The sequence below is a fragment of the Plantibacter sp. AC185 genome (genome assembly GCF_979258065.1).
On sequence record NZ_OZ409831.1, the window covers coordinates 1198859 to 1218854 of the forward strand.

Consider the following 19996-nt stretch of genomic DNA (forward strand, 5'->3'; position numbering starts at 1 on the left):
CCCCCGTGTCCACGACCGCCCGACACGCGCGGCCGGCGCGCCGCGGTGGATCCGGTTCACGCGAGCCGTGGATCGATTCCGCGCGCGGGATCGCCATCATCCTCGTGGTGTTGTTCCACGCGGTGATGTATCTCGGGGTGGCCGGGATCACCGGGCCGTGGTCATTGGCCAGCACCCCGCTCGACACCTTCCGCATGCCGCTGTTCTTCTTCGTCTCCGGGCTGCTGGCGCCGTCAGCGCTCGCACGCCCCTTCCGGGATCTGTTCCGCAAGCGCCTCCTGCTCCTCCTCTACCTGTACGTCGTGTGGAGCACCCTGGAGACCGCCTACGGCGCGGTGATGCCCCCCGTGGGCGACGCTCAGGATCCCGTCACGTGGTGGTCGTTCGCGTCGATCCTGGTCCAGCCGCATCCGAACCTCTGGTTCATCTACGCCCTCCCGATCTACTTCGTCGTGGCCTGGCTCATCCGCCGCTGGCCGCGCCTGGTGCAGCTCGCCCTCGCGGCCGCGGTCTCCGCTGCGTTCGGGACCGGGATGCTCTCCTCGCTCGGTGTGCCCTGGGAGAAGGCGGGTCGCTACTTCTTCTTCTTCCTCCTGGCGGCGCACGCCGCGCCGCTCGTCAGACGTCTGGCGCCGCGTCTCGGGCTCGTGCACCTGCTCGTCCTGGTCGGGGTCTACGGCGGCATCGTCGTCTTCGTCCTCAGGACCCAGGCGCGTTTCGTCCCGTTCGTCCTCCTCGGAGCCGGCCTCGTGGCGACGGCGACGGGCATCGCGCTCGCCGTGGTGTTGTCCCGCTTCCGCTCCTGCTCCTTCCTAGCGGTTCTCGGCACGAGGACGCTCCCCGTCTACCTCGTTCATACGTTCCCTATGATCGCCGTAGCTGGCGTACTGCATCCGATCGCCGAGACGCTCCCGCTGTGGTGGAGAATCGTGCTCCCTCCCGCACTCGCGGCGGCTTCCATCCTGATCTCCCTTGGGATCCACCGGCTCCTTCGGTCGGTGCCCGGCGTCTTCACCGTCCCGGTGAAGAGCTGGACGATCGCCTCAGAACCGCGTTCTCGAAACATGGACCCGTCACAGATCCTTGCTGTACCATCCGTCAACAGCACTATCGCGCCACCCGACCGAAACGGCCTGTCACGGGCCGAGTCCGCTCCATCCGACGCAGCTGAACCTCCCCCGCATCCACCCCGCGTCGACGGATCGGGCGCTCCCGATCCCCGTGAGGAACCCCTTCTTGACTTCCGACCTCCACGCAGCCGGTCCTCCCACGACCGACCGGCCAACGCTCCGATCGACGCGCCGTCGCGTCCGACCGACTGACCGCTCGAGCGGCATCCGCCGTGCCGGCACCGTCCTGGCGAGCGGTCTCGCGGCCGGAGCCCTGCTCCTGACCTCGCTCACGGCCGCAGCACCGGCGAACGCCGCAGGTGAGACCTGGTCCGTCGGCAAGCCCGTCGCGAGCGACACCTTCGCGCGGACGGTCGCGACCGGATTCGGCGCGGCCGATCTCGGAGGCGACTACACCTCCGCGGTCACCACCGGGATGGCCGTCGCGAACGGCGGCAGCATCACCTTCACCACCCCGGGGACCGCCCGCCAGGCACTGCTCGCCGGTGTGCAGATCGCAGACGTCCAGGCCACCGCCACCATCACCGTCCCAACCCTCCCCACCGCCGGGAGCGGCGTCTACTTCGGGCTGCAGGCCCGATCGGACGGCAAGCGGTACTACCAGAGCACGGTGCGCGTCACGCCCACCGGTTCGGTCTATCTCGGCACGGCACGCATTGACGGGTCGACCACGAACCAGAAGAAGCTGTCGAAGGAGGCGCTGGTCGCATCCGGTCTCCAGCCCGGCCAATCGCTGCAGATGGACCTGCGCACCCGGTCGTCCACCACCGTCACCGTGGCCAGTCGTGCGTGGGTCGTCGGAGCGGCGAAGCCCTCCTGGCAACGGATCGCGACCGACGCGAGCGCTGAGCGGCTCCAGTCCGGCGGGATCGGCGTGTGGAGTTACCTCTCCAGCGCGGCGGCACCGCTCGGTCTCGGGATCAGCGCCCTGAGCGCGGCCCCGGTGACCTCGTCGTCGGCCAACCCGGAACCCGAACCGACGACCCCGGTCCCCGCGCCGACCGAACCGACGGACCCCGTCGAGACCCCGGTGCCGGAACCGACTACACCAGCGACCCCGACGACCCCCACCGCTCCCGCGACGCCGACCACCCCGACCACGCCGACGGGCCCTGACACCCAGGTGCCGTCGAGCGGCCGAGGTTCGGCTGCGGTCGGGGCGACCTCGTACGCGATCCCGAAGGGCGCGTTGTACGTGACGGCAGGCAACGGCACCGGGGGCTCGGGCAGTCTCGCCTCGCCCTACACGTCACTGACGCACGCCGTCGCGAAGGCGCCGAATGGATCGACGCTGGTGCTGCGCGCCGGCACCTACCGCGAGAGCGTCGTCCTCGCGAGCTCGAAGCAGCTGACCATCCAGTCCTATCCCAAGGAAGCGGTCTGGTTGGACGGCAGTGACCGCGTCACCGGCTGGAACAAGAGTTCCACGGGCTGGGCCGTGACGGGCTGGAACACCGGCTTCGACACCAGCCCGACCTTCACCAAGGGTGCGTCGGACGGCAGTGCCGAGGCCATCAAGTTCATCAACCCCGCTTACCCGCTCGCCGCCTACCCCGACCAGGTGTGGGTCGACGGCGTCGCCCAGCAACAGGTCGCCAGTGAGCGAGCGGTGGGAACGGGCACCTTCTTCGTCGACCGCGCCGGGAAGCGCCTCATCCTCGGTACGGACCCTGCCGGGAAGACCGTCACGGCGAGCAAGCTCCAGACGGCACTCGCCGTGAAGAGCGTCGGCAGCGTCGTGCGCGGCCTCGGTGTCCGGAACTACGGCAACTCGGTGTACCAGATGGGTGCGATCACGGCTCAGAACGACGCCATCACCTTCGAGAACCTCGTGGTGCAGGACAACGCCACGATCGGCATGTACGCGTGGGGCACCGGCGTGACTTTCGCGAACATCACCGCGACCGGCAACGGGATGATGGGCGGCGGAGCGAACTCGGCCGACAAGTTCACGCTCAAGAACTCCGTGATCTCGGGCAACAACGTGCAGAACTTCAACCGGATGCCGGTGTCCGGCGGGTTCAAGATCACGCGTTCGCGCACCGTCGCCTTCACCGACAACGACTTCCAGAAGAACACCACCGTCGGCCTCTGGCTCGACGAGTCGGTGTACAACGGGAAGGTCTCGGGGAACCGTTCCATCGGCAACGGCGCGACCGGCATCATCCTCGAGATCTCGGACACGTTCTCCGTGACGAACAACGTCATCGCCTCGAACGGGCGGTACGGCCTGTGGATCGGGAACACCGGCAACGTGCAGGTCTGGAACAACACCATCACGGGCAACTCGATGGCCGCCCTGCAGCTGACCCAGGACAAGCGTCGCCAGACGAACGTGAACTCCGCGGGCCACGACCGGCGTCAGCCGCTGCCCGACATGACGGTGCCGTGGATCATCAAGAACGTCACGGTGTCGAACAACGTCATCTCGGGTGCCGGCGGCGGCTGCCTCGTCTGCGTGGAGGACCAGTCGAAGGAGTTCACGGCCGAGCAGATGAAGCTCACGCTGAACGGCAACGTCTACCAGCGCGCCTCCGCGAATGCCCCGTCGCTCGCGGTGCGCTGGGGACAGGGTGCAGCGACCGCGAAGAGCTTCGCGACGGTGGCCGCGTTCACGAAGGCGACCGGCCAGGAACGGCGGTCGGTCCTCGTCGAGGGCACCGCGGTCACGACGACGGGCTACCAGTTGACGCCGGCGGCCCTCGCCCAGTCGGCGCTCGTCGTGGTCGCCGTACCGAGCTCCATCGCCGGCCTGCTGGGATTGCAGGCCGGGATCGCCCCGGCGCGGGCGGGGAGCCTCCTCAGCCCCTGATCACCCCCGGATCATGATCGGAACGGCGTGTGCTCCGGCACACGCCGTTCCGTCGTCACCCCTCGCTTTGGGGGCAACATCCCCGCGAACGGGGGAAGGCCTTCCGGGGTGCCCTTCGGTAGGATCGGATGACCGGTGGACGGATGCAGACCCGGCGCATCCCCACTCCAGGCCCTCCCGAATCGACCGACGCCCGAACGTCCTCGAACCCTGCGGCCCCGGCGAACCGACGATCCGACCGGAGCCATGAGGGGGCGATCATGACGGCACGACCGAGCATCCGAGCGACCCGCCGGACCAGCCCCACGGCCCCCGCCGAAGCGCTCGCCCCGACGGCGGCCGTGCCGACGACACCGCTCCGGCCGCACACGTGGATGGACCGGACTGCGGCGGCGACGGCCCCGGTCCTCCTCGCGATGTCGATCGACCTGCCGCAGGGCCTGAAAGTGGGCTACGTCTTCGCCCTCCTCCTCATCCCGGTGTGGCTCCCCGTCCTGGCCCGCTTCCGCGAGGCCCGCCTGTTCGGCGTCCTCGGACTCGCCGCGATCGCCATGGGAGCCGTCCTGACCGCGTTCAGCAGCGCCGGACAGTCCACCAGCCAGACCCTCCTCGCCGGGAACTCCTTCATGGTGCTGGGGCTCGTCGCCGGCACCGGTGCACTGCTCTGGGCCCGTACGGTGATCGGCGCCCCCATGGTCGCGGTCTGGTTCGGGCTCGGCATGGTGGCGGCCATCCCCCTCGGGAACGGACTCTCGAGCGTCAACGTCTGGCGCTTCGGGCTGTCCCTGCCGCTGACCGTCCTGCTCCTGGCCCTGGCATGGCGCTGGAGCTCCCGGCTCATGGAGTTCGCGGTCATCGCCGTCATCGGCGTCGTCGGCGCCCTGAACGACGCCCGTTCCGGAAGCGCGATGCTCGTGATGACGGCGGCCCTCGTCCTCTGGCAGCTGCGTCCGTCGAGCCCGGGCGGACGCGGCTCCACGGTCCGGACACTCCTGGGCCTCGGCGTCCTCGCCGCGGCCGTGTACACCATCGCGCAGGCCGTGATCCTGGGCGGGCTGCTCGGTGAGCGGACGCAGGAACGCACCCAGGCGCAGATCGACACCTCGGGGAACCTCATCGTGGGCGGCAGGCCGGAGGCCGCCGCCACCGTCGAGCTCGTCGTGAACCGTCCGCTCGGCTACGGTTCTGGAGCGCTCCCGACCCTGTCCGACATCCTGTCGGCGAAGACCGGCATGTCCTTCATCGGCTACCAACCGAACAACGGCTACGTCGAGCGGTACATGTTCGGCAACGGCTACGAGGTCCACTCCATGATCGGCGACCTGTGGGTGCGCTTCGGACTCCTGGGGACCGCGCTGATCGTGCTCCTGTTCGTCCTGACCTTCCGGGCCATCGGCGACGGACTCGCCCGCCGCGCGGCCAGTGCCCTCGTGGTCTGGCTCGCCATCAGGATGCTGTGGAACCTGTGCTTCAGCCCGATCGACTCGTCCATGCTCCTCACGATGCTGTTCCTCGGGGTGGCCTTCGTCCCGGTGGCGACTCGGCACCGGGCCGATCCGTCGGGGACCGTCGCGCTGCGCACCCTGCCGAGCTCCCGGTCGGCGGTGCGCCGATGACCGCCGCCACGCCGCAGGCCAAGCCGCGCCTCGAGTGGGTCGACGCCGGCAAGGGGCTCGCGATCACCCTCGTCGCCATGTACCACTCGGCGAGCTGGTTGCTCGGCGCCGGGTTCGAGATCGACGGGTGGCGGCAGGTCAACGAGGCTCTGTCGTCGCTCCGCATGCCCCTGTTCTTCATGCTGGCCGGACTGTTCGCCGCGAAGTGGCTGACCGCGTCCTGGAGGGCACTGTGGCGGTCGAAGCTCTCCCTCTTCGTCTGGGTGTTCCTCATCTGGGAGGTCATCGGGTCGGCGGTCTTCCTCCTCGGGCTCACGATGAAGGGTCAGCCGATCAACCTCGTCGGCACGATCCGCGACCTGGTCGTCTCGCCCATCGCACCCCGGTTCGAGCTCTGGTTCATCTGGGCGCTCGCGATCTTCTTCGTCGTCGCGAAGCTCATCCGACGCATCGACTGGCGGATCCAGCTCGTGGTCGCCGGTGTCTGTTCGGCCGCCGCGCTCAGCGGCTGGGAGACCGCCAACATCGGGTGGAGCGGCTCGGTCAAGTACTGCTTCTTCTTCCTCGCCGGTCTGTACCTGAAGGACGCGGTGTTCCGACTGAGCCGCGCGCGGGTCGGGGTGCTCCTGGTGACCCTCATGGTCTCCTGGGTCGCGGTGTCCGCGGTGGTCGCCGTGTTCGGACTGCGCTGGGTGCCCGGCCTGTACTTCGTGAACTGCGTCCTCGGCGTCGTCACCGGGGTGACCGTCAGCCGCTGGCTCGCGCGGATCCCGCGCCTGGTGTCCATCGGGTCGAACACCCTACCGGTCTACCTGACCCACACACCGCTCATCATCGTCATGGCCTACCTGCTCGCACTGCTCGCGCGGGTCACACCGATCGCGGTCGTGGCCCCCGGGCTCCCGCCGGTGCTGGCCGGACTCGCGATCGCCGGGTCACTGCTCATCAGCGGGGCCGCCATGCGCGGGCCGGCACGGGTGCTCTACGAGGCACCCGGGTTCCTCCGCGGACCGGCTCCTGCTCCGACGCGCGCACGGCACTCCGATGTCCGCTGAGCCCGCCCGGTCAGCCGACGGCGCTGCCCCAGTCGGAGACCTCGCCGACGGCCACGGCCGGGTTCCCCGCGACGACGGTGCGCGGTGGCACGTCGCGGCGGACGACCGAGCCCGCACCGACGACGGCACCCTCGCCGAGGGTCACGCCCTTCAGCACCAGGCAGCGCGTCCCGATGAGGACCTTGCGCTCGATGACGATCGGCGCGGTGTGGGCGCGGCGTCGTCCGGTCGGCGACGTCGTCCAGTGGAAGTCGGTGTCGAGGATCTGCACCTCCCAGGAGATGCGGACGTCCGGTCCGATCTCCAGGCCCGATTCGACGTTCACGATGGTGCGCATGCCGATCTTCGACCCCTTCGACAGATGCAGCGTCGCACCCTCGCCGACCCACATCTGCGCGCCCTTCGACACCGTGCAGCCGCGGTCGAGCCGGTAGGTCCCCGGACCGCCGAGCTTCACGCCCGCCTCGATCCTCGCGCCCGGGTGTCCGCGGAGCACGCCACGTGCATAGCTCCAGAAGTGCTTCCGCACGGCACGCAGTCGTCCCATCGATCCATCCGATCCTCGAATTCCCCGACTGCGAGCCTAGCGGCGACCGTCGGACCGCCAGTACCCCGTCTCCGGAGGCCATTCCCTTGACCAAGCACCCGAGCACCATCACCGTCCAGCAGTCCTTCCCGGAACCGCGGCCGACCACGAATCCGTACATCGTCATGCTGCGCGACCACCTCGCGACGACGCCCGGCGTCGCGGTGCGGACGTTCTCCTGGCGCGGGGCCATCCTCGGTCGGTACGACGTCTTCCACGCCCATTGGCCCGAGATCCTGGTGTCCGGATCCTCGGCTCCCAAACGCGCCGTCCGCCAGCTCCTCACCCTGGTCCTGCTGGCGAGGCTCGCCCTCACGCGGACGCCCATCGTGCGGACGCTCCACAACCTCCACCGGCCGTCCGGGATCTCGCGGGTCGAGCACGCACTCCTCGGACTGTTCGAGCGCCGGACGTCCTTCGTCATCGTGCTCAACGAGCAGACGGTCCCACCCGCAGGCGTCGGCGCAGCCCTCATCCCGCACGGTCACTACCGCGACTGGTACGCGCGGTTCCCGCAGCGGGACGCCGTGAGCGGTCGCCTGAGCTATTTCGGCCTCATCCGGCGGTACAAGGGTGTCGACGGTCTGCTCCGTGCGTTCACGGCCCTTCCCGGGAGCGAGCACAGCCTCCGGGTGGCCGGACGGCCGTCCAGTGACGAGCTCGCGGCCGAACTGCGCGGCCTGGCGGAGGACGACGACCGGATCGACCTCAGCCTCGAGTTCCTGAGCGACGCCGAGCTCGTGGACGTCGCGCGGCAGGGAGAGCTCGTCGTCCTGCCCTACCGCGAGATGCACAACTCGGGCGGCGCGCTTGCCGCGCTCTCCGTCGACCGTCCCGTGCTCGTCCCGTCCAACGCGGTCAACGAGCGGCTCTCCGCCGAGGTGGGACCCGGCTGGGTCGTGCAGTACGAGGGAGAGCTCGACGCCGCCGACCTCGAGCGCGCCCTCCGGGTCGTCTCGGATCCGTCACGGAGTAGCTCCCCCGACCTCTCGGCCCGGGACTGGGACCTGTCCGGCGAGCTGCACCTCGCGGCGTATCGATCGGCGCTCGGCGACGATCGACCGGACGCGTCCGGCTCCGCTGCGCGGAAGGCCGACGTCCGTGCGATCTGAGCTGCACGAGCCCACCCGGCACGCGGACACCGCTCAGGCGTCGACGCGTCGGTACTCCTCGTACGAATACCCCACGGCACCGGCGATCATCCCGAAGCCGCGCGCCAGCGTCCGGACGCCTTTCGCCCGATGGCGGAGGGATCGGGTGACGAGACCGACCGCCGACCTCACCGCGCCCCCGGCCGCGCGCACGAGCCCCTTGGCGATGCAGCGGACCCTCGCCGTGAGCCGTCCGCGGAGGGAGTCCTCGAGCGCGATGGACGTCTGGCTCCAGCTGTTGCCGCTGCTGAACGCTCGGCGCACCACCCAGTCGCGCGTGCTGCGGGCTGCCGGGACGATGTCCCAGACCACCGCCTCGTCGCACCACACGAGACGTCCGCCGGTGGCGTGCAGCGTCCGGGTGAACATCGTGTCCTCGCCGCCCGCGTGCCCGAAGGCCGTGTCGAACACCAGCCCGAGGCCGCGGACCACCCGCAGGTCGATCAGCAGGTTGTTGGTGGCTGCCACCGACACCGCCGTGCCCGTCGGCATCCGGCGCCGGGTGAAGAACTCCCCCGCCTGGATCCAGGCGGAGGGTTCCCGCTCGAAGCGGGAGACGACGGGGCCGACCACGGCCACGGCGTCGCCGCGGTCGAAGGTCGCGACGAGGTCCACCAGCCACCGCTCGGTCGGCCGTTCATCGTCGTCGATGAACACCAGCAGGTCGCTCGCAGCGGCCTCGGCGAGCGCACGGTTGCGTGCGGCGGTGATGCCGCTCTCCGATTCGCAGCGATATGTGAGCACGACCGGGCCCGCCGACGGGAACGCCTCGACGAAGGCCCGGGCGCTCTCCTGCGGATCGTTGTCGACGACCAGCACCTCGACGCGCTCGAACCGCTCGATCACCTGCTCGGCCTGCTCGATCAGCGCCGGCAGCGCCACCCGGAGGTCGTCCGGCCTCCGGAAGGTCAACATGGCCACGACCAACGAGGTCGCGGGCTGGCGTCCGGTGGCTCCGGCCGGGGTCTCCGAGTGCATGTGCTCCCTCTCCGCGGCAGAGCCGTCGATCGATGACCAGACTATTGGGTGCCGGGACGTCCCCACCGCCCCCACCTCGGGCGTCGTCGCGGCGGTGTGCGCATGACCGCCGGGACCGCGCCGGGGACCACGAGCGGCGACTTCGGCCGCCATGCCGCCCGGGGCGCGGCCGTCACGATGGTCGGTCAGCTCACCAGGATCCTCGTCCAGGTGGTGTCCGTGGTCGTGCTCGCGCGGTTCCTCACGCCCAACGACTACGGCCTCTTCGCGATGGTCATGGCCGTCGTCGGCGTGTCGGAGATCTTCCGCGACTTCGGGCTCTCCAACGCAGCGATCCAGGCGAAGACCCTCAGTGATCGACAGCGCGACATCCTGTTCTGGGCGAACTCGGGCATCGGCATCGCGCTCGGCGCGATCATCTTCGGTCTGGCCTACCTGATCGCGGCACTCTACGGGAAGCCCGAGCTCGTGCCGCTCGCGCAGTTCATGGGGCTCGCCTTCCTCCTGAACGGCGTCTGCACCCAGCACCGTGCGAGCCTCAGCCGGTCGCTGCGCTTCACGACGCTCGCCGTCGTCGACGTCGCCGCCGCCGTCATCGCGCTCGCTGTCGCCATCGTCTTCGCCGTCGTCGGCGCCGGGTACTGGGCCCTGGCCTGGCAGATGGTGACGCTGTCGTTCGCGACGCTGATCCTCGTGCTCATCGCGTCGCGCTGGCTCCCCCGGCTCCCGCGACGCGGGGTCGACATGCGGGGCTTCTACCGGTTCGGTTGGAACATGGTCGCCACCCAGCTCGTGGGCTACGCGGCCAACAACACGGACTCCTTCGTCATCGGCCTGCGCCTCGGTGCGGCTCCGCTCGGCATCTACAGCCGAGGCTTCCAGCTCCTCATGAACCCGCTGAACCAGCTCCGCGCGCCGGTCACCCGCGTCGCGATCCCGGTCCTCTCGCGGATCCAGGACCAGCAGGCGCGCTTCGACTCCTACGTCGTGCGCGGACAGGTCGCACTCGGCTACACGCTCGTCGCTGGCCTCGGGCTCGTCGCCGGCGCCGCGGAACCGATCGTGGCCCTCGGTCTCGGCGAGCGCTGGCTCGAGGTGGCCCCGGTCCTCCGGTTCCTGACGGTGGCCGGTGCCTTCCAGACCCTCGCCCTCGTCGGGTACTGGGTCTACGTGTCGAAGGGGCTCACCGCCCGGCTGTTCCAGTTCACGCTCATGAGTGCGGCCCTGAAGATCACCTTCGTGCTCATCGGGTCGAACTGGGGCGTCGTCGGCGTGGCCGCGGGCTTCGCCCTCGAGCCGGTGGTGTCCTGGCCGCTCTCGCTCTGGTGGTTGAACCGTTGGGCGCCGATCCCGATCCGGAAGCTCCTGTTCGGGGTCGTGCGCATCTCGCTGCTGACCCTCGCAGCCGGGGCCGCCGCGTACGCTGCGACCGTCCTCACCGTTGGCGGCGGTTCCGTCCTGCAGATCCTTGCCGCGATCGTGGCGGACCTCGCGGTGTACGGCCTCGCCGCACTCGTGATCCCCGCCGTGCGTCGAGACCTGCGGATGGTCCTCAGCATCGTCTCGGCCGCGCGACGGTCGAAGACCCCACCCGCCGCCTCGACCGAGCCGGACGGCCCTGCCGACGACGGGAGTCTCGCATGAACACCGCCGCCGTCCCCGACTTCCGCGGCACCGCCGTCGTGGTCGTCAACTACGGCTCAAGTGCGCTGCTCGCCGAGCACCTCACGAGACTCACCCGGGACGCTCCGGGGCTCGTGACGGTCGTCGTCGACAACCTGACGACCACCGCGGAGCGCGCCCGGCTCCAGACCCTGGCCACCGCCGAGGGCTGGTACCTGGTGGAGCCGTCGGGCAACCTCGGCTTCGGAGCAGGCGTGAACGCCGGCGTCGAACTCGCCGTCGAGGCGGGAGCCAGCCGGTTCGTGATCCTCAACCCCGACGCGGAACTCCTCCCGGCCGCTGCGGCCGCACTGTTCGCCGCGTGCGAGGCCGACCCATCGGCCCTGGTCGCGCCGCGCATCCTCCGCCCGGACGGCAGCCTCTGGTTCGGCGGGTCCGACCTGTACCTGGACGACGGTCGTATCCGCTCCCGTCGTCGTCGCCTGGCGACGGTGCCGCTCCATCGGATCGAGCCCTGGCTCACCGGCGCGTGCCTCGCCATCGGCCTGTCGCTCTGGCGCGAGATCGGTGGCTTCTCGGACGAGTACTTCCTCTACTGGGAGGATGTCGACCTGTCGCACAAGGTCGTCGCCGCCGGGGGCACGCTGCTCGTCCTCGACGGCGTCACCGCCGTGCACGCGGAGGGCGGGACCCAGGCCGTCGGACAGACCTCGTCCGGTCAGGCCAAGTCGGGGCTGTACTACTTCTACAACATCCGGAACCGCCTCGTCTTCGCCGCGCTCCACCTCAGCGAGCGCGACGAGGCCTCGTGGCGGCGCTCCACCCTCGCGGTCTCGTGGGAGATCCTGCTCCAGGGCGGCCGGAAGCAGTTGCTGACGAACCCGTCCGTGATGTGGACCGCCGTCCGTGCGATCCGCGACGGCCGCCGACTCGCGGCGCGGATCCGCGCCGAACGGGCCTCCACCCACTGATCGGGGCCCGCACCGAGAAACGCCCCTGATGAGCATCAGGGGCGTTTCTCGGTGTGCTCCGTATCCCGACGGAGGCACATCTGGCGATGTCCCGGCGCTGCGAACACCGGTGGACACCGCCGTTGATGCGGCCGGGAGTGGGCGTCTCATCGAGGACGGCGTCCACTCCCGGCCGGGTCTCGGTCAGCTCAGAGCGCGGTGACCCGGTAGCCGGTGTAGTTCACGACGACCGGACCGTTGGTGATGGTGCTGGAGAGGTAGGTGTCCACCCCGACCGACCCCGGCGCCTGCAGCGCGGCGGTCGTGTCGGTGGTGCTCGCCTGCCAGTCGGGCTCGGTCTGCCCGTCCGCCCAGGCCTTGGCCTTGATGGCGGTCGTGCCGACACCGGACACCTGCGTACGGACCGTGATCTTCATCCCGGGGGTGTACGCGAGGCCGGCGATGTTCACCGCGGTCAACGCCGTGGATCCCTTCATCAGCTGCAGACGCAGGACACCGTTCGCCTGCACCCAGACGCGCGCCGCGTAGTTGTCGGCGCCGACCTGACGGCCGACCAGGGAGACGAACTGTCCCCCACCGGTCGATGCCTGTGCGATCGTGAACGACACCGTCGAATCGGTCGCGGTGGACGAGACCTGGGCGAGTCGAGCGGTGCGGGACTGCCCGGCCGTGGCCGAGATGAGGCCGGCGGTGCCGTTCACCGAGAACGACGACGCCGTCCCGGCGAGCGTCCACGGGCCGCCGGTCTGCGCGGCTCCCCAGCTGTTGGCCGCGGTCCGTGCGAACGTGTCCGCCGCGATGACGACCGGATTGGGGTCGACCGGGGGCACGATCGGCGCGGTGACCGTGACGGTCCGCGTGGTCGTGGCCGTGAGCCCGCCGTTGTCCGTGACCGTCGCGGTGACCGTGTAGGTCCCGTCGGCGGCGTAAACGTGTGAGGACGTCGAGCCGGTTCCGGTCGTGCCGTCTCCGTAGTCCCACGCGACCGAGGCGATCGTGCCGTCGGGATCGGTGGACGCGGTGGCGTCGAGCGCCGCGGTGAGCCCGGAGGCCGTCGCCGTAAACGACGCGGTCGGAGCCTGGTTCACCGGGGTCGGCTGGGCCGCACCCGGCGTCGCTGCGAGCAGGTCGTCGAAGGTGACGGTCACCGGTCCGTTCGTGGTCGATCCCGACAGGTAGCTGCTGAGGCCGACCAGGCCGGCGGACTGCAGCCCGGCGGTGGAGTCGGTCGCCTGGACCTGCCAGGCGGTCGGCTCCGTCGCGCCGGCGACCCAGACCTTCGCGCCGAGGGTGGTGGGCGAGGCACCCGTCACCTGCAGCTTGATCTGGAGCGCCTGTCCGGCGGTGTAGGTGAGGCCCGGGACGGTGACGGCCTGGAGAGCCGTCGCACCCTGCAGGAGCTGGATGCGGACCGCTCCGTTCGCCTGGATCCAGACGCGGGTGGAGTAGAACGCGCTCCCGACCTGGCGACCGATGACGGACGCGTACACGCCGCCACCGTTCGCCACGGCGGAGGCCGTGATCTTCGCGCTCACCGTCACGTCCGTCGCGGACACCGCGTTGAGGCGTGCCGTGCGGGTCCCGCCCGCGGGCAGCGACATCTTGCCCGTGCCGTTGCCGACCGAGAAGCTGGTGTTGCCTCCGGCGACGGTCCAGGCTCCGCCCGTCCCCGCCGTGCCCCACGCGTTGCTCGCGGTGCGCTCGAAGGTGTCCGCCGCGTAGGTGGACGCCACCGGGATCTCCGCGACCGTGACACTCAGGGTCGTGGCCGCCGTGCCGCCGCGGTTGTCCGTCACGGTCTGAGTGACCGTGTAGGTGCCCGCCGTCGCGTAGCTGTGGGTCGTCGTCGTCCCGGTGCCGGTCGCTCCGTCACCGAAGTCCCACGCCACCGAGGCGATGGTCCCGTCCGGGTCCGAGGCACCCGATCCGTCGAAGCTCGCCGTCAGTCCGGTGGACGCCGCCGTGAAGCTCGCGACCGGCAGCTGGTTGGGAGCCAGCGTCGTGGCGACGTCGTGCGAGACGCTCGCGGTCGCGCCGACGCTGTCGGTGACCGTCAGGCTCACGCTGAACGTGCCCGCCGTGGCGTACGTGTGCGTCGCGGTGACGCCCGTCCCGGTGGTCCCGTCGCCGAAGTTCCAGGCGTACGAGGCGATCGTCCCGTCGGGATCGACCGAGGCGGAGGCGTCGAAGGACCCGTCCAGGTTCACGACCGTCGGTGTGAAGGCCGCGGTCGGGAGCTGGTTCGGAGCCACGGCCGTCACCGTCTGCTGAGTGGTGGCCGTTCCACCGCGGTTGTCCGTCACCGTGAGGCTGACGGTGTAGCTGCCGCTCGCGGCGTAGGTGTGGGAAGCCGTGGCGCCGGTGCCGGTCTGGCCGTCACCGAAGTCCCAGGCGTAGGAGCTGACGACCCCGTCCGTGTCGGTCGAGGCCGACGCATCCGTGGTGAGCTGGAGGTTCGCGACGGCATTCGTGAACGCGGCGGTCGGCAGCACGTTGGGAGCCTGGCCGAGGCCGAGCTCACGGTGCTGGGTGACCTGGGCGTCGGTCAGCGGCGCGTTGTACACGGCGACCTCGTCGATCTTTCCGTTGAAGTACGGGACCGAACCCTGCCAGGCGTTGTCGCCGCCGACCCGCCAGTACCCGGTGTAGTCCTGCGCACCGGTCTGCGGGTTGGTACCGACGGACGAGCCGTCGATGAACAGCTTCATGCCGGCTGCGGACTGCTGGGCGACCACGTGGTGCCACTGGCCGTCGTTGACGGCGGCCTGTGAGGTGATCGTGTTCTCCTGGCCGGTCCAGGTGCCGAAGACGAGCTTGCCGTCGGGACGCAGGAAGACGTGTCGGTCGTACCCGCCGGATCCGCCGGTCTGGTTGGAGCCGAAGCCGATGACCTTGCCGCCCTGGGTGGAGGTGGTCTGGAACCAGGCCTCCATCGCGTAGCTGGTCGGGTTGGAGTAGCTCGACTGGCTCGAGACACCGCCCTCGTCCCAGCCGTTGGAGGTGAACTGGGCCGCCCGGTTGTCGACGCCGGAGATGGCGCCGTTCGCACCCTTGGTGACCTGACCGAAGTACAGGCCGTTCGACTCGGTCGGGCCGGCGTCGACGGCGGTGGACCCGCTCGTCTCGTTGAGGCGCCAGTAGAGTGCAGGGTCGAGGCCGAACACCGCGGCGCCGTAAGCGTCGGCCGGTGCGGTCGGGACGGTGGACGTGCGGCCGGAGGCGACGTAGTGGGCGTCGACCTGCTGGCGCGTCAGGACCGTCGGGAACACGGACACGTCGTCGATGTCGCCGGAGAAGTTGCTGCTGCTCGGGCCGTTGGGCCAGCCACCGAGGCTGTCACCACCGACACGCCAGTAGCCGTTGAAGACCTGACCGCTCGTGACGTCGGCCCGGGCCGCGACCTTCCGCCCGTCGACGAACAACTGCATGCCGTTCGCTCCGAGTGAGGCGGCGACCTGGTGCCACTCGCCGTCGTTATACGCCTTGGGGCTGGTCACGACGTTCGTCGCGCCCGTGTAGGTGCCGAAGTTCAGTCGGCCGTCGTTGCCCATGTAGACGTGACGGTCGTAGGAGGAGGAGTTGCCGGTCGCGGATCCGCCGAACCCGATGATCTTGCCGCCGGAGGTGGTCGTGGTCTTGAACCACGCCTCCGTGGTGAAGACGTTCGGGGACGGCCGCTGGACGGTGGAGGAGCTGGATCCGCCCGAGAAGGTGGTGGCCGCGTTGTTCGAGGCGGCTTCCTGGCCAACCGCTCCGCGCGTCACGCCGGTGGCGGTGAGGGTCAGGTCGTCACCCGAGGTCCAGTCGAAGCCGGTGGTCCCGCTCGACTCGCCGAGCGGCCAGAGGGAGGTCGCGCCGTCGTTCAGCACCGACTGCTGGTAGCTGCTGATCACGCCGTCCTCGGAGACGGTGACCGCGACGTTGAGTCCCTGCTGGAAGTTGCCGTACGGGTCGGTCGCCCTGATCCGGTAGTTGTAGGACTGTCCGGGCGTCAGGCCGGTGTCGAGGAAGGACATGACCGGGCGCTTCCAGAACGTGGAGGAGGCCTGGGTCGTGTACACGGGCGAGGCCGTGACGTTGTTGCGGATCACCTGGTAGGTGAGGTCCGAGTTGTCGCGGTCGTAATTGGCCTGCCAGGAGATGCGGGCCGTCCCACGGCTGAACGACGTGACGGTGGGCACGAAGTTGGAGCCGGTGAGTCGGGGGCCGTCCTTGTTCGGGGCGATCGACGCCTTCGCGAACCGCACGAGGCCCTGCATGCCCGTGCCGTTCACCTGGGTGAACTCACCGGCGTAGAGCACGTAGTCACCGGCGACGGTCACGTCCCAGGCGCCCTGACCGGTACCGGTGTAGCTGCCGGTGTTGATCGTCGGGAACCAGTTGAGCAGGGTCGGTGCCGGGGTGCCTGCGAAGTTGTAGTAGCCGTACGGGTCGGCGGTCAGCGTGCCGGTGGTGGCCTTGGTGAAGGCGGTCGCGCGCTGGAAGCCCCAGGGGTCGGTCTGCGGGTATCCGCCGACGTTGCCGCAGTAGTGGGCGTGGCTGGCCACGTAGACGACGTCGGTGTCGGCCGCCACGGAGTACGAGTCGCCGTGGCAGTCCTCGACCCACTGCAGCTCGCCGCCGGTCCAGTCGGCCTTGAACGCGCCCTCGATGTTGCCGCCCTTGCCGAAGGTGTACCCGGTGCCGTAGACGCTCGTGCCGTCACTCGTGAGCGAGTTGATCGACGCCTCCTCACCGCCGTTGCGGACGAGGGAGTTGACCGCCCACGGCATGGAGCTGCCGGAGGTGGTGCTCAGAGCCGCGAGCCCGTAGCCGGGGCTGTTCGAACCGTTCACCGACGTGAAGTTGCCACCGATGACGATCTTCGAGGAGTCGGGGCTGAGGACGAGCGCCTGCACCGTTCCGCCGACGACGTCCGGTGCGAGGCCGGTCAGTGCGCCGTTCGAGGCGGCGAAGCCCGCCACACCGGCGCGGGCCGAGCCCTGCGCCGAGGTGAACTGACCACCGGCGTAGACGGTCGTGTCCGTCGCGGTGACCGCCTTGACGATCGAGTTGATCGAGGGCGCGAAGCCGGCGACCAGCGTCTGCGTCGCCACGTCGAACGCCGCGAGGCGGTACCGGGTCGTCCCGTTGACCGCCGTGAACTGCCCGCCCGCGTACAACTTCGTACCGTCGGGCGATGCCGCCAGCGAGCGCACCTGCTGGTTGAAGTTCGGTGCCCACGGGAGCAGCGCGCCCGTCGACAGGGTGTAGGCGAGGAAGTTGTTGCGGGTCACGGTGTTCGCACCGGCCGCGGATCCCGCCGGTCGCGCGGTCGTGAACGAGCCGGCGACGTAGACGATGTTGCCGATGACGACCTGGTCCCAGACGACGCCGTTGATCTGCGGCGCGGGAAGGGCGTCGGACGAGACCGTCGCGGGCTGGCCGGTGGTCGGCGTGGTGTCGGCCGATGCCGCCTGTGCGGTAGTCAGCGTGCCGAACAGGACGGCCGCGACGGTGATGCCGACGAGGGCGAGGCGGCGCGCGCCGGATGGTCGGTGCGTCCGCCGCGTGATCGCGGGCTCGGACAACAGCAGTGTGGTCATGGTGTATCTCGCAGTCTTCTCGGGTGAAGGAGTCGGACCGCTGGCACACACGTTCGGGAGACGCGGGCGGGCTGATGAGGTCCTCCACGCAGTCAAGCGCAAGATGGGGGACGACGATGCACCCCGTTGGGGGCAGATGCACCCCCAGATCAGGGGTGACTTTCGCTGACGGCGCCGATCACACCTGACAGATCGACAGCTGTCTGATACAGAGCGATCGTCAGCGCGGTGCGGATCCCTCGAAGACGACTGCCGGCTCGGCCGCCGCGTAGTCCACGGTCACCCGGACGGCGTCGCGCGCGTCCTCGGGGACGTTGAAGACGAAGGTGCCACGGACGGTCTCGCCCGCCGCCACCTGCTCGGGGAACGGCACGCCGCCCGGAGCGGCCAGCTCGATCGCCGGCGTGAGATCTGCTCCGTAATAGGCGTTCGCGACCGCGCCCGCCAGGGAGTAGGCGTCGGAACCGGAGTTGGTGAAGGCGATCGTCACCCGGATCGACGGGCCGGCGACCTCGCCGGGCTGAGACGCCTCGCCGTCCACGGCCTCCAACGATTCGATGCGCACGCTCACCGCGTCACTCACCGGGGCGGTCTCGTCGAGACCGATCGCGCCGTCGCTCGATCCGGCGGGGGGCAACGTCGAGCCGGGCTCCGCGGTCGGCAGCGTCGACGAGGAGGACGAGGGAAGTGCGGACGGCGCGGTCGTGCCCTGCCCCGACGGCGTGCCCGGTCGGACGGTCGACCACAGGACGATCCCGACGACGACGAGGGCGACGACCACGGAGACCACGATGGTCACGAGGCGGCGACGCCCCGGTGCTCCGGCTTCGTGTGCTGCGGGGGACACCTCGGTGCGGTCTTCTGCTTCGGCCATGTCATGCTCCAGATCGTCTCGGGAACTGTATCGCACCGGCCCGTCAGGGGGCATCGGAGCCGGCACCCCTCCTCGGGTGGCACCTGAAAGTGGACTCGGCAAGCGCTGATGACCCTCATACCCTCGGAAGAGGCTCAATGAACGCGCCGAAGACGACAGGGAAACACTCGAGTGGGGAGCGTTCGGCGATGACCGATCAGCAGAGCAGCGCGCAGCAGTCCGGACGACAGGGACGCGTCGGCTACGCCGCAGGGGCCTTCGACCTCTTCCACGTCGGTCACCTGAACATCCTGCGCCACGCCAAGAGCGCGTGCGACTATCTCATCGCCGGGGTCGTCTCGGACGAGTTGCTGCGCACCCGCAAGCGCATCGAGCCCATCGTCCCGCTGACGGAGCGTCTCGAGATCGTCCGCCACATCGGTTTCGTCGACGAGGCCGTCGAGGAGACCTGGGACGACAAGCTCCAGGCCTGGGATGCGCTCCGGTTCGACATCTTCTTCAAGGGCGACGATTGGCGCGGGACCGCAGAGGGCCTCCGTCTCGAAGCGGAGTTCGCCAAGGTCGGCGTCGAGGTCGTCTACTTCCCGTACACGATGAGCACCTCGAGCACGGCACTCCGCCGTGCACTCGCCCAGCTCGAGGAGCAGCGCGAGCTCGACACCACGCTCGTCCAGGCCTGACACCCGCCCTCCCTGCGCCCGTTCCGTCGCCGCGCCCGCGCTCCCGTTCGCCACGGCAGCGAGGTACTGTTGGACGGATCGACTCACAGGGCGGTGGACACATGACGAAGGCTCGGCAGGCGCTGCTCGCACGCCTCACCGGTTCGCTGCCCGTCCACGGTTCCATTGTCGGTGTGGCCACCGAGGAGCGCACGGTCGTCATGACCTACGGCGACGGCCCGAGTCCCGACGGCACACCAGGGGTCCTCGACGCCCTCGCCGAAGCCGGCGCGACCGCGACGTTCTTCGTCCTCGTCGGCCGCGCGCGGAAGCACCCCGAGCTCCTCGAACGCATCGTCGCCGGTGGGCACGAACTCGCGCTGCACGGTGACGACCACGTGCGCCTCACCGACTTCTCCGAGGAGGTCGCCTACCGGCGCACCCTCGCGGCGAAACAGGAGCTTGAGCAGTTGAGCGGCCAGCCGATCGAGTGGTTCCGGCCGCCCTACGGCGCGCAGAGCATCGAGACCTGGCAGGCGGTCAAGCGGGCCGGCCTGCAGACCGTGCTGTGGACGGCCACCGCCTGGGACGTCAAGGACGTCGGCGAGCACGAGCGCGTCGCCCACGCCGTCCGGCACTGCCACCAGGGCTCGATCCTGCTCGCCCACGACGGCTTCGCCGGCCCGGCCGACGGCGTCGACGACGGCCCGGAGCCCGAGGTCGACCGCGGCGCGCTCGCAGCCGAGCTGTTGAGCGGTTTCGCCCGCGAGGGCCTCGTCGGCCGCTCGCTCGGCGAGGCGCTCCGCGTGGGCAAGGCCGTCCGCCGGGCCCGCTTCACGGAGTAGTCACCCCGGTGGCCGGGTCTGGCCCCGGACACGGCGCCCCACACCCGCCCCCGAGCCCCGCCCCGGTCCCTGAGCCCAACCCCGGTCCCTGAGCCCAACCCGGCCCCCGAG

At 70.0% G+C, this 19996-nt stretch carries 13 protein-coding genes; 9 read left to right on the plus strand and 4 right to left on the minus strand.

Translation table 11 applies throughout. The features are described 5' to 3' along the window. The first annotated feature begins 5 nt into the window (after window positions 1-5). The 4 genes from ACZZZB_RS05720 (at window position 6) to ACZZZB_RS05735 (ending at window position 6613) form a co-directional block, all read left to right on the plus strand. Window positions 6-1322, plus strand: coding sequence for an acyltransferase family protein (locus ACZZZB_RS05720; protein WP_086474576.1), 1317 nt, complete (start codon window positions 6-8; stop codon window positions 1320-1322). Continuing rightward, window positions 1237-3942, plus strand: coding sequence for a right-handed parallel beta-helix repeat-containing protein (locus tag ACZZZB_RS05725; RefSeq protein ID WP_086474577.1), 2706 nt, complete (start codon window positions 1237-1239; stop codon window positions 3940-3942). Before ACZZZB_RS05720 ends, ACZZZB_RS05725 begins: the two co-directional genes overlap by 86 nt. A gap of 260 nt (window positions 3943-4202) precedes the next feature. Then, a complete protein-coding gene (locus ACZZZB_RS05730; RefSeq protein WP_133060006.1) occupies window positions 4203-5558 on the plus strand; it encodes a hypothetical protein in 1356 nt (451 codons plus the stop codon). Next, on the plus strand, window positions 5555-6613 hold the full coding sequence (locus ACZZZB_RS05735; protein ID WP_229939399.1) for an acyltransferase family protein: 1059 nt from the start codon (window positions 5555-5557) through the stop codon (window positions 6611-6613). The genes ACZZZB_RS05730 and ACZZZB_RS05735 overlap by 4 nt, the downstream gene beginning before the upstream one ends. Before the next feature lie 10 nt (window positions 6614-6623). On the opposite strand, the gene ACZZZB_RS05740 is transcribed toward ACZZZB_RS05735, so the two are convergent. Further along, complete coding sequence (locus ACZZZB_RS05740; protein WP_086474580.1) at window positions 6624-7160, minus strand: acyltransferase; 537 nt, start codon at window positions 7158-7160, stop codon at window positions 6624-6626. 86 nt (window positions 7161-7246) lie between these two features. On the opposite strand from ACZZZB_RS05740, the gene ACZZZB_RS05745 reads away from it, so the two are divergent. Beyond that, window positions 7247-8311 carry a glycosyltransferase family protein gene (locus ACZZZB_RS05745; RefSeq protein ID WP_463529170.1) on the plus strand — a complete coding sequence of 355 codons (1065 nt, stop codon included), beginning with the start codon at window positions 7247-7249 and terminating at the stop codon, window positions 8309-8311. A gap of 33 nt (window positions 8312-8344) precedes the next feature. Here the strand turns inward: ACZZZB_RS05745 and ACZZZB_RS05750 are convergent, their stop codons facing one another. Then, complete coding sequence (locus ACZZZB_RS05750) at window positions 8345-9328, minus strand: glycosyltransferase family 2 protein (protein ID WP_086474581.1); 984 nt, start codon at window positions 9326-9328, stop codon at window positions 8345-8347. A 102-nt stretch (window positions 9329-9430) separates the two neighbouring features. Here ACZZZB_RS05750 and ACZZZB_RS05755 point away from each other — a divergent pair, with 102 nt between their 5' ends. After that, window positions 9431-10972 (plus strand): lipopolysaccharide biosynthesis protein, encoded by a 1542-nt coding sequence (locus tag ACZZZB_RS05755; protein WP_086474582.1) that lies wholly within the window; start codon window positions 9431-9433, stop codon window positions 10970-10972. After that, window positions 10969-11922, plus strand: a complete 954-nt coding sequence (locus ACZZZB_RS05760; protein ID WP_463529171.1) for a glycosyltransferase family 2 protein — start codon at window positions 10969-10971, stop codon at window positions 11920-11922. Before ACZZZB_RS05755 ends, ACZZZB_RS05760 begins: the two co-directional genes overlap by 4 nt. Window positions 11923-12110: 188 nt before the next feature. Here the strand turns inward: ACZZZB_RS05760 and ACZZZB_RS05765 are convergent, their stop codons facing one another. Both ACZZZB_RS05765 and ACZZZB_RS05770 read right to left on the minus strand, forming a co-directional pair. Then, window positions 12111-17507, minus strand: a complete 5397-nt coding sequence (locus tag ACZZZB_RS05765) for a PKD domain-containing protein (protein WP_463529172.1) — start codon at window positions 17505-17507, stop codon at window positions 12111-12113. 220 nt (window positions 17508-17727) lie between these two features. Further along, window positions 17728-18381 carry a hypothetical protein gene (locus ACZZZB_RS05770; RefSeq protein ID WP_086474585.1) on the minus strand — a complete coding sequence of 218 codons (654 nt, stop codon included), beginning with the start codon at window positions 18379-18381 and terminating at the stop codon, window positions 17728-17730. Between the two features lie 188 nt (window positions 18382-18569). Here ACZZZB_RS05770 and ACZZZB_RS05775 point away from each other — a divergent pair, with 188 nt between their 5' ends. Together ACZZZB_RS05775 and ACZZZB_RS05780 are read left to right on the plus strand one after the other, a co-directional pair. Beyond that, window positions 18570-19061: an FAD synthase family protein gene (locus ACZZZB_RS05775; protein ID WP_229939395.1), complete on the plus strand. Its 492-nt coding sequence runs from the start codon at window positions 18570-18572 to the stop codon at window positions 19059-19061. Window positions 19062-19162: 101 nt separating this feature from the next. Beyond that, complete coding sequence (locus tag ACZZZB_RS05780) at window positions 19163-19885, plus strand: polysaccharide deacetylase family protein (protein ID WP_086474587.1); 723 nt, start codon at window positions 19163-19165, stop codon at window positions 19883-19885. Window positions 19886-19996: the final 111 nt, after the last annotated feature.